General features: G+C 46.4%; 6 protein-coding genes. 1 reads left to right on the top strand and 5 read right to left on the bottom strand.

All coding sequences use genetic code 11. From position 1 onward, the window contains the following. Positions 1 to 306: IS30 family transposase (locus G541_RS0106425; protein WP_027826262.1), on the top strand; the 306-nt coding region annotated here is incomplete at its 5' end. Positions 307 to 321: 15 nt separating this feature from the next. Here G541_RS0106425 and G541_RS09515 read toward each other — a convergent pair. The 5 genes from G541_RS09515 to G541_RS0106400 all read right to left on the bottom strand — a co-directional run bounded on the left by G541_RS09515 (position 322) and on the right by G541_RS0106400 (position 10,989). Beyond that, positions 322 to 4,227: an Eco57I restriction-modification methylase domain-containing protein gene (locus G541_RS09515; RefSeq protein WP_051174579.1), complete on the bottom strand. Its 3,906-nt coding sequence runs from the start codon at positions 4,225 to 4,227 to the stop codon at positions 322 to 324. A gap of 481 nt (positions 4,228 to 4,708) precedes the next feature. Continuing rightward, entirely contained in the window at positions 4,709 to 6,670 is a 1,962-nt protein-coding gene (locus tag G541_RS0106415) for an elongation factor G (RefSeq protein ID WP_027826901.1), read from the bottom strand. Then, positions 6,667 to 7,191 (bottom strand): hypothetical protein, encoded by a 525-nt coding sequence (locus G541_RS0106410; protein ID WP_027826900.1) that lies wholly within the window; start codon positions 7,189 to 7,191, stop codon positions 6,667 to 6,669. Before G541_RS0106410 ends, G541_RS0106415 begins: the two co-directional genes overlap by 4 nt. Before the next feature lie 19 nt (positions 7,192 to 7,210). Next, positions 7,211 to 10,099 carry a DUF3427 domain-containing protein gene (locus tag G541_RS0106405; RefSeq protein ID WP_027826899.1) on the bottom strand — a complete coding sequence of 963 codons (2,889 nt, stop codon included), beginning with the start codon at positions 10,097 to 10,099 and terminating at the stop codon, positions 7,211 to 7,213. 62 nt (positions 10,100 to 10,161) lie between these two features. Then, complete coding sequence (locus G541_RS0106400) at positions 10,162 to 10,989, bottom strand: exodeoxyribonuclease III (protein ID WP_027826898.1); 828 nt, start codon at positions 10,987 to 10,989, stop codon at positions 10,162 to 10,164. Positions 10,990 to 11,052: the final 63 nt, after the last annotated feature.

Here is an 11,052-nt window from a genome sequence, read left to right as displayed (position 1 = left end):
AATCAATTAGGAACTAATCTCAAGACACTGACGGTTGATCACGGGAAAGAGTTCGCCAACTACCAATCAATTGAGAAAAATACCGGCGTGCCGTTGTACTTTGCCCATGCTTATTCTCCGCATGAACGTGGTAGTAATGAGAATCGTAATCGAGTGTTACGGCGATTTATTCCTAAGGGTCAGCCAATTGAAGAGATTAGTGATGATGAATTGATTCAGATTAACTGGTATCTGAATTCACGGCCACTCAAATGTTTGAACTGGCGAACTCCAATTGAGATCTTTTTGCTTAATCTGCGTCATTAAATTTGTTCAAGTTATTTATTGCAATCTACCAAAGACATTGGACACAATCATATTCCTAGTCCCTTTCCCTAACTTATTAGATGCTTCGGGATAATCTTCAAAAAATTTTGGCGAAAAACGGTAACTACCACGTGGAGAAACAATCTGACTAAACGACTCTTCATCCAATTCACGTACCTTTTTAGCAATTGAGTTTAATTCCGCAAAGCTAGTAAATACACCGATCTTTCCAAAATCCTTTTTTGCATCGCGTAAGGTAATAACAATACCGCCCTTGATGTCTGTGCGTGGGAAAATATTGCCACTCTTTTGTTCATATAAGATTACTTTCAAGTGCTCATCATTGAGCATCTTTTGATTCCACTTCTTTGGAGTCTGTCCCGCATTAAACAAGAACCGTCCTGGAGTAATCAATGTTACAATATCTGCCAATTTGTACGATAATTCCATAAAATTATGGTAAATCGGTTCATCGCGCGTACTTGCTCCCTTTGCTTCCTGCTGATACGGTGGATTTCCGATCACAACGTCAAACTTCATAACCCCAAACAGCCCCTTTATCTTCTTTGCCTCTTCTTTTACATTTTTCTTTGCGTCTTGGACGATGTTTTCCACATATTCTATGTTAGTTGGCATGTCATCGCCCAAATATCCTGTCAGCGTCCGCTTAGCAATCGTCGCTGCCATTGGGGTCTTAGCTACCACATAGATGTTTTCCCGTAAGATCTGTTGCCACAGCATCCGTTGTTCTTCCAGCCCAATCTTCCGCTTTTCTTCAATCAGAATTTGGGTTTGCTTTTGGTAAAACAGTGACGCCGCTGCATATAGTGGGTACAACCCCGTCTTAGCATTAATTTCCAAGATGTGTGTATTCTTGTCATTTGGGAATGCCCGACTGGTATAGTCCGTAGTGACCCATTTATGAATTGGCTTACCATCAATAGTCTGATATTCATAGTTGTCATCAAAGAATGAATACCCGCCAATCGTCTGCCCCAACTGCAGGTTAACCACCCGCCATGGGGTCAGAACCGTTTCCTTATCAGGATTTTGGAATGTCCCTAAAATCGTCGTTAATTGGTCGATACGTTCAATTGGAGCTAAGCTATCCAAAACTTTGACTTTTCGCCGGATAATCTTTCCTGCTTCGATAAAGATGTCGTTGTCGTAGTAGCGCTTGAATTCTCTAAACATGTCCTTGGTAAAACCATTTGGCATGAACTCATCCCAAGATTTCTGGTCAACCTTATCAATAAACTGGTTCAAGCCCACATTTTCATCCAGGTCTGCTTCCATCCCATAAATCATCAATGGAATTCGGATAGAAACGCCCCGTAAAATGGAAATTAATTTGCGTCGGTTTTGCTTAGCTTCATTCAGCTTATCGATTGCAGCTTGTTCTTCAGGGGTGCGTTTTGCCGGCTTCTTTTTCTGCGCATTTTGGGCTTTTTTCCGTTCCTCATCTGACAGTCCCTGGTCATTGACTTTGATTTTCGCTGGTTTCTTTTCCGCCTTAGTTTGTCCAACAATTGCCTTTAATTTATTAAACTTCTTTAGCGTTTCTTTATCTAGGTTCAACAATTCATCACTGTACAGTGAATTATCATCGAACCCCTTCCGGACAGCTCGTTCAGCATAAACATGCTTGATCTTAGCCAGCAGAGTATCCACCTCATACGGCTTCATTCCCTGACCAGGAGTGTTTTCTCCGATGATTGGCAGGAAATTCAGTAGCTCACCCATCTCATCCCGTTGTTCTCTGGTAGTTCGCTTACCTGCGCCAGTGTTCAGTCGGGTTGATTCAGCCATCACAGTCAAGGCCCGGTCAGGCGCAAAGTCAAAGATGTAGCAGTTAGTTTTCTTCCCAAAGGTTGCATCAGAATATGGCGTTTGGGCCCGGAAAGCTGCTTGAAGGTACTGCATAGCACTATTAGTATTGGATAAAAACATTACCCCTGTCCAGGGTTTGATTGTTACCCCGGTTGTCAACTTCCGTACAGTTAAAGTGATGGTCTTAGTCCGAGCAGGCTCAGCCGTAATCGCATCGTTGACCCTTTTAACATCATCAGCAGAAGCTTCAATTTCTTCACTACTATCGCCTTTAACTACGTTAACAATCTGATATTCCATGAATACCGAATGATGCTTCAACAATTCTTCTAAAGCTGTTGCTTCCTTAACCCCCGGCATGATCCACAGGGTGTGACGCAAACGCGCCCGGAATTCTGGCGTTGAGAACGGATAGTTGGTCGTTTCATCTGGCGTAGTGATATTATCCAGGAATTGTTTGACTTTATCCTCATGAACAAACTTGCCTTCCTTGTTTACCCGGAAAAACTCCTTGAAATTGAATGACCGATTGAGTTCGCCTTTGAAAGCTAGATCTTTGAACTTCTTTCCCATTTCAAAGGTGTACATTGATACCTTTGGCAGCCCATCATAAGGGTTTGGCTCGGTCGGCTTTTGCTGATCCCAGTTATACTTGGCCTTTTGTTCCATCACATAATCCCAGGTGAAGACTTGGTCTTCTTCGTACTGGTCCATGATGTTAAACGGTGTCCCAGAAAGTTCCAGTAACTTAGTATAGTTTGGTGTAACTACTTGTTGTTGCACCCGTTGAGCCAATTCCGTCTGGGTACCTTCATGAGCTTCATCAATGATTATCAAGTCCCATTTAGTGGTGAAGATGTCTTGGTTTTTATCCCCAGCTTTACCCCCAACTACTTCAGATCCGCGCAAGTCTTGTAAACTAACAAAGTAGACAAATGGACTAGTGCCATTGATAAGGTTGTTAATTGCTTCGCCTTGTTTCTTTGAACCGTATTGGTAACCTGCTTCTGGTAGCCCAATCTTTTTGAAATCTTCAAACCACCCGACGTCGACGACAGGACGGTGGGTCATAATCAAAACACGTTGGTATTTTTGCTCTTTGATTAATTGGAGTGCCGTTAACGTTTTTCCAAACCGCATCTTAGCATTCCACAGCATCTTATTGCCTTTTTTGAAAGCTTTCTTAGTCTTCTTGATAGCTTCTTTTTGTTCTGGTCGTAATTCAATTTTTGGCTGTAAGTTGGCAACATGCGATGTGATGTCTATTGACTTACGTCCCTCTTTAACCGCCTTAATTGCAGCCTTGACTGTTTCGACATCTGTCTTGAACCATTCACGGGCAGAAGACCCATCGAAATGTTTTTGCTTGATTCCAGAACGTTTGAGAACTTCGTGCACATCGTAATCACGGAACCACTGCTTTGTCTTAGAATTATAGGCCAATTCCACCCACTGTAAATCATAAGGAATTAGTGATGTTCCCATGTATTGATTAATTCGCCGATCAGCATATTTCCGCAAGTCATCACTGTTGGGACGGTTATCAATTTCAAACGTATCAATTGAAGTATCACCAACCTTTTCCAATCCCTTATATAAGTTAGCAGCTTCACCTGTACCTGTTTGCACATAAATTAATTTGCGCTCTGTTGTTTGGTACAAATCTCTTTCAGGCTCAAAGAAAGCGGCGTGGTGTTCGTTATCCAAGCAATAACTATTAGCAAACCACACTAATAGGTTATACATCTTTTCTAACCCATCCAATGTTTCTTGCTTGGTATAATCATTCCCCAGAGTGTGGGCAGCACTATTTCCCTGTTCCTTAAGATTATACAAGTCGTCAACGATCTTTTGATTAGCTATATGATGGTATTTAAATGCCCGCAAACACTCACTAAATTGTGCCTTCTTACTAACTTCGACGAAGCTACGATCCAACGCTTCCCGCACAATATTTTCCGCAATAACACGAATGGCACTAAATGTTCCGGCGTAATCGCGAGCAAGATAACTACGCTCAGCATTTTGGGCCCGTGCGTAGAATTCTTGTAGATCTATATCTTTTCGCAAAAATTCAAAATTACTTTTCATGATATTCCCTACCTAAAAAATAAATCTAACTCTCTCAATCCATTTATATAATACGGTTTAATTATACCGTAAAGCGTTACGGTCTGGGGTCAACAACTTTTTTTGGGGGCTATTTTTCTCCCTCATTTTTCGCGCAAAATTTCTACTAAACAAAAACTGAACTGGTTTGTAAAATCCCCAACCGGTTCAGTTTTAGCATTTTTTATTATTTTGTTTGCTTCAAAATTTAGCGCGAATCTAGTATCTGCAAACAACACACGACCATATAGTGCTTTATTCCACTATATGTCGTGTGTCATTTACCAATTAGGTACTTTGTTTTTTGAAAAAATTTTTTCTTATGCAAATTGATGGCATGAAAGTTGTCCAATCTCAATCACACTTCGATTTAACGTGCTTCGTAGTGCAGAAAGCTATACCTCTTCTGATGATACTCAGCATTCGTTACCCTAGGTTAGATCACGCTTTCTACCCGCACCACTCAGCACTCTTTTTTTACAGCACTCACATATTCACAATGCATCATCTGGGGCACCTCATCCCACGGCACCGGGAACCCTGCCCCATGGGCGCAAAAAACTGAGTCAGGCGTGTTGTCCAAGTCCGCTTGCGGTTCATACGCTCGTTCAGCAATCACTTTTTCCGCATTCACCGTGGGCCGGTAACCCGCCACGATACATTCCAATTGTCCCTGCCCATGAGTATAGGCGCGCACCGTTTGGACATAGCTTCGCATCTGCGAAACCGGAGCCATCCCTGTAATCACTGAGACCGCTTGGTTAGCACTTTCTGGCAATTGATAATTGCCACCCATCGCCTCGATGTCATTGAGCGCCCGGCCCACTTGGTTGACCGGCACCGTCAACGTGTATTCGTACCAAGGCTCCAACAGCTGCATTGCTTGCCGTTGGCGAAGCACCATCAGTCCCTGCCGCACAGCCCGACTAGTAGCTTCTCTAAAGTCCCCCCCTTCGGTGTGCTTGATATGACTTCTACCGGTAACCAGTGTCAACCGCACATCTGTCAGTGGGGCTCCAATCAACGTCCCACGGTGTTCTTTTGTTTTCAGCGTCGTCAGAACCTGGTGCTGAATGTTACGTTCCAACACTTCCAAACTACAATCACTTTTAACCTCAATTCCCCTTCCAGCTGGGAGAGGTTCGAGGAGGATATGGGCTTCAGCATAGTGGCGGAGGGGCTCAAAATGCCCGACCCCCTCTACTGGAGCAGTAATGGTTTCTTTGTACAAAACTTGTCCCGCTATAAAGGCCACTGCTAACCCGAAGCGATCCTGGAGCACCTCCTTGAGGACCGCGATCTGCATTTCCCCCATCACTTGGAGGTGAATTTCTTGCACATCCTGCAACCACTGCACATGGAGCTGGCGGTTTTCATCTTCCAGCTGGCGTAAAGCTTGCAGACAAACGTGGGGATCGTTGCCCTGGAGATCTATTGCGTAGCTCAAGGCTGGGACCAAATAAGGTTGAGCGAGGTCTGGAGTGGTTCCCAATCCTTGTCCTCCATAGCTCGCTGTCAACCCTGTCACTGCGCATGGTTGCTGGGGGCCCACTGCCGTCACATTAGTATATTTTTCCCCATTGTAGATCCGGATCTGGTTGATTTTTTGTCCTGGAAACAGCTCATCTTTAACCCGGAGTTCTCCTTGTGTCAGCTTGATCCACGTCAACCGTTCTCCGGCTTCTGTCCGGGTGATCTTGAAGACCCGCCCTGCTAAAGGCGCCGTTGAAGAATGGATTCCATCTTGCCATTTTCCCCACTTTACCAGCCCATCCAACAGGGTAGCACTCCCTGATTCTTGGAGGGCTGAGCCAAAGTACACAGGGAAAAGCCGGCGTTGGGCAATCAATTCTTGGACTCTTTCTTGTGCTAGGGTCCCAGAAGTCAGATACTCATCCAGCAAGTCCTCATCATTGAGTGCAATTGCTTCTTGGGTATCCGCCGTTAACTCATCATCAAAGGGGATACAAGTGGATGCCAAGTTAGTTGTTAAGTCAGCCAAGAGGGCTTCTCGATCTAACGCATTCGCCAAGTCCATCTTGTTAACAAAAACCACCGTCGGCACCTGGTAGCGGGTCAACAAGCGCCACAAAGTTCGGGTATACGCCGTCACCCCATCCGTAGCCGCCACCACCAGCACCGCATAGTCTAAAACACTCAATACCTGTTCCATCGCCGCTGCAAAATCAATGTGCCCCGGCGTATCCAGTAAGGTCAATTGTCGGTCGTCCATGGAGATCAGCGCCTGGTGGGAAAAGATCGTAATTCCCCGTTGCTTCTCCATATTAGCTGAATCCAAAAAAGCATCCCCGTGGTCAACCCGGCCCAATTGGCGGAGGGTTCCCCCCTGGTGCAAGAGTGTTTCCGCCAGGGTGGTTTTGCCCGCATCAACTGGGGCCACAATTCCTAAGGTCATCTTTTTCACTGCTGATCCTCCTCTGTTGGGACAATCTTTTCAGCTTCCACCGGCTTGCCATCTAATGCCGTTACTGGCACCTGAAGCCCTATTCGGTACATATCATTTTTAAGCAAATGGTACTTTTCGTCCATTTGTGTCCAGTCAGCTGTTTCTGGATCAGCAAATTCTACTACGATCGCCAGGTCAGTCAGTTGGTCTTTGAGCAACCACAAGGTCTGATCGGCCAGCTCAGCTCGGGCCAAACACCCAGCCGTCTGGCGGTCATTACTCAATAGCAACGTCGCGCTAAGGACCACCATCCCGACTGCTGTTAAAATCTGAGCCACTAGTTGGACCACTGGATTGAAGTAAGCAAACATACCCCCTACCCCGGTCAAACCAACCACGATGGCTAACATTTTGAGCCAGTGACTAGCCATCTGGCGCCGGCGGTGTTTCCGTAGGAAACGGCGGTTAGCACTAATTTGGTCAGTAATTGTAGTAAGCGCTACCTGAATTTTCCGATTTAACTGCGTTTGTTTATTCATTATCTCCACCTCACTTAAACTATTCTTCACTGAACAAGAGGTTCATCATCTGCGGTGGTAATGGATACTGCAGATGTAAATCCATCCCCACTGCAGCTTTCTTTTGCGGACCGATCAGTTCTTCTGCCACCGTCGTCGGCGCAATCGTCGCCGGTCCTAAATAATAAAATTCCTTTCCCGCCTGGTCATCTCGCTTGACAAAGAGATGGATGGTCACTTGGGGCTGACCTTGGTCTACTCCTTGTAACAGTTCCTGCACCTCAGGTGAATTAAGGTGGCGAGGGGTCCGTGTGTACCAACGCAGGTTTTGTCCATCTTGTAATGAATTATCATAGCGTGCAGCCCGGCTAGCTTGTTTTTCGGCATCAGTTACCGGCTTATGATAAGTAATGAAAATTGGACAAACTCCCGCACTCACCCGGTAACCATACAGGGGAGCACTAACATCCAAAGGCCAGTTGAGCAAACGGCATACATCACGCCGGTCATAACGCTGATACCGGGTAAACTGTTCTCCTTGGTCGTAGCGCTGGGCTAAAAGTAAACCGGTAGTTACCGCATCCTGCAATAAGTGAGCAAAGTTATCGTCTTGTCTAAGAAGGTCTTGTAGCGGGGCAGTTAGCTGGTAGCCCAACAAGTCTTGTTGTTCAACTAAGGCGTGGTTCCCATAGCGAGCTTTTTTAGTTTGTTTCCCAGCTTTGACGGCAAAGAAGTCCAAACTCAACACGCCCATTACTGACCGCAATACTGCCGGTGACACATAAGCTTTGTGATCGCTAAGGGCCTGGGTATATGCCTCGGCTGTGCATGTTCCTTGCTTGAGTAGCAGGTCCAGCAGCACTAATTCGTGGACGCGTTTGCCATTAGTCAACTCTTGGGTAACAAATGTCAGGATGGCATCTGCTAGTGGCGCCAAGGGCTGCCCTACTCCCATTTTTACTAAGAACTGGTTGTAATTACTGATCGCACTCGTGCGGATAAAGACCGTTGGATCCACGCTTCCCCATTGGAAGAAGTCCTGTAACAGAGGAGGCCGCCCCAGTTTATTCTCCAATTCCTTGAAAGCCTGGCGTAACTCCCGCATAGCATCAAGTTTAACCTTGGCGAGCGAGGCAAAAATCTCCTGGGCTGCCACCTGGCTGAAGTTGATCGTTGTCAATCCCATTACTGGTGGCAAAGTCGTCTTTTGTCGCAGGACAGTTCTATCCCGACTGGTATCGCGTGTTAACGCCATTGGAATCAGGTAGTTATTTTGATAATTACCAATAAAATCAATTACCGTCACAAATTCCTGTCCTGGATACTTACGCAATCCCCGTCCTAGCTGCTGTAAGAATACGATACTCGACTGGGTATTGCGGAGCATGATGATCTGGTTAAGGGCGGGAATATCAATTCCTTCATTAAAAAGGTCAACGGTAATAATATAGTTCAGTTTCCCTTCTTCCAGAGCTGCCACTGCCTGGGCCCGCTGTCCTGCACTATCCTGGTTAGTTAATGCCTGGGCTGGGTAGCCCCGTTGGCTGAACTCTGCCGCTAACTGGTGGGCTTCTTCCTGTCGGCTACAAAAGACAAGCCCACAGGGCCGGTCGCCGGAGTACCCGTAGTAGTCCAATTGCTGCAGAATGTAATCTACCCGTTCAGGAGCAATTAAGGTTGCCAAAGCAGTTGTATCAGTGATCGTGACCCCCGCTTGAACATAATCGGTCACCCCGATGTAATGGAAAGGTGTCAGCATGCCTGCTTCCAATGCTGCTTGCAAGCGGATCTCATATACCAAGTGGTAGTCAAAAAGCGCATAAACATCCTGTGCATCAGGCCGATCTGGGGTGGCCGTCATCCCCAACCAAAACTGTGGCGTGAAGTGTTGAAAAAGCCTCTGATAAGACGGGGCAGCTGCCCTATGGGCCTCATCGATCAAGATATAATCGAATTCATCCGCCGCCCATTTTTGTAACTCCTGGTCCTGGCTCAAAGTCTGGACCGTTGCAAAAAGGTATTTAGCCTGGCGGTCATGATGGTTCCCCGTCAGCAAGCCAAAATCAGTCGCCGGCCCGCCAATGACTCTTTGGAAACTTGCTCGGCTTTTTTTAGCAATTTGTTCCCGATGGACTACATACAGGAACCGTTGGGGTTGTTCTTGTTTCACTGCTAAAGCCCCCAGGTAGGTCTTCCCTGTCCCGGTAGCTGATACCACCAAGCCCCGTTGGCCTCCAGCCTGACGTAACTGAGCCAATTCATGCAAAGCAGCTTTTTGCATCGCATTGGGTACGATTTTGGCGGTTGGCGCTGCTGACGGATTTCCCGCAGTTCGTACGGGCGGTTGCCACGTTTGTTCATAGGCTTTAAGCCACTGTTCATCAAGGGGTTGACTTTGCTCTTTGAGGGTTAGTAATTCTGTTCTTACCTGTTGACCTAGAGCACCTTGTTCGCTAGTTGTCACCTGGAGAAGCCATTCATTATTTTGCAAAACTGCCCGGCGGGTAAAATTGGCACTCCCTACCAGCAGGGTGTGATAGTTTCCATGATCAAACATGTAAGCTTTGGTGTGAAAGCCATCAGTGGTAGTGATCCGCACATCGAGGTTGGGAATCTTGCGGAGCTCTTGAAAAACCCGTGGACTATTGAAACCTAAGTACTGGCCGGTAATCAATGTGCCCGTAATCTTTTTACGGGCTAAGTCTGCCAACACCAGTTTCAAGGGTGGCAGCATATCCGGTGTGATAAAGGCTACTGCCCAGGTGAAATCATTACAAGTCAACAATTGCTGACGTAAGGTCGCCCAGATCGTTCCTGCTGGCTTATTAGTGATGATTTTGGGCCCAACCACCCGGTTTCCGTGATAGGAACTATGATCAACTAACCCGTTCAGTACCGCCGCCTGAAATGCTGGTTGACTAATGTCCATAAAACTGCTCCTTTCAAAAAAGCCGACCGATGAGGCCAGCTTTCCGTATCGTTATTGTGCGCTTAATCCTTAATCTCTAACAAGATTGGGCAGTGGTCACGCCGGTCGCCAGTTGCGATCATCTCGGACCGAACAACCTGGTCTGCCATCCGTTCACTAACCAACCAATAATCAATCCGCCACCCCGAGTTGTTAGCCTTACTGGTTCGTACTCGTTGGGCCCACCAGGAGTAAACTCCCGTCACATCCCCATGTACGTGCCGAAAACTATCAGTAAAACCATAGCTCAAAAGGTTGGTAAAGCCGGCCCGTTCTTCATCAGTAAACCCAGCTGACCGGTGATTATTTTCCGGATGAGCGAGGTCAATTTCATGGTGGGCTACGTTGAAGTCCCCACTAGCCAAAACGGGTTTCTTTTGATCAAGTTCATGCAGGTAAGCTGCATACTTTTGATCCCAGCCCTGCCGCTCAGTCAACCGCTTGAGCCCATCGCCAGCATTAGGAGTATAGACTTCAGTCACGTAGAAGTTAGCAAATTCCAGCGTGATAATCCGTCCTTCGTCATCCATCGGTTCTGGCGCCCCGATTCGGGGATAGGATACTACTGGGGCTAAGTCCCGCTTGTAAAGATACATTGTCCCTGCATAGCCTTTCCGCGCTGGTTCGACTGATGACCGCCACACATAATCATATTCAGGAAACATTGTTGCCAAAATCTCCTGGTGCTTTTTGGTTGGACCCGTCGCCCGTAACTTGGTTTCTTGAATTGCAAAAATATCAGGCTTGTGTGCATAGATTGTCTGCAAAACCACCCGGGTCGCATGAGCCCGTTGTGAATCACTTGTCAAAGCCGCGTTCAGAGAATCAATATTCCATGAAATTAAAATCATCGCTAATCTTGCCTCGCTTCCGCTATCTTTTTACTAATTGTATCACAGATCCCTCCTGAGTCC

It is taken from the genome of Ligilactobacillus saerimneri DSM 16049, assembly GCF_000423265.1.
In the GTDB taxonomy this organism is placed as follows: domain Bacteria; phylum Bacillota; class Bacilli; order Lactobacillales; family Lactobacillaceae; genus Ligilactobacillus; species Ligilactobacillus saerimneri.
This window is presented reverse-complemented; position numbering and strand designations above follow the sequence as displayed.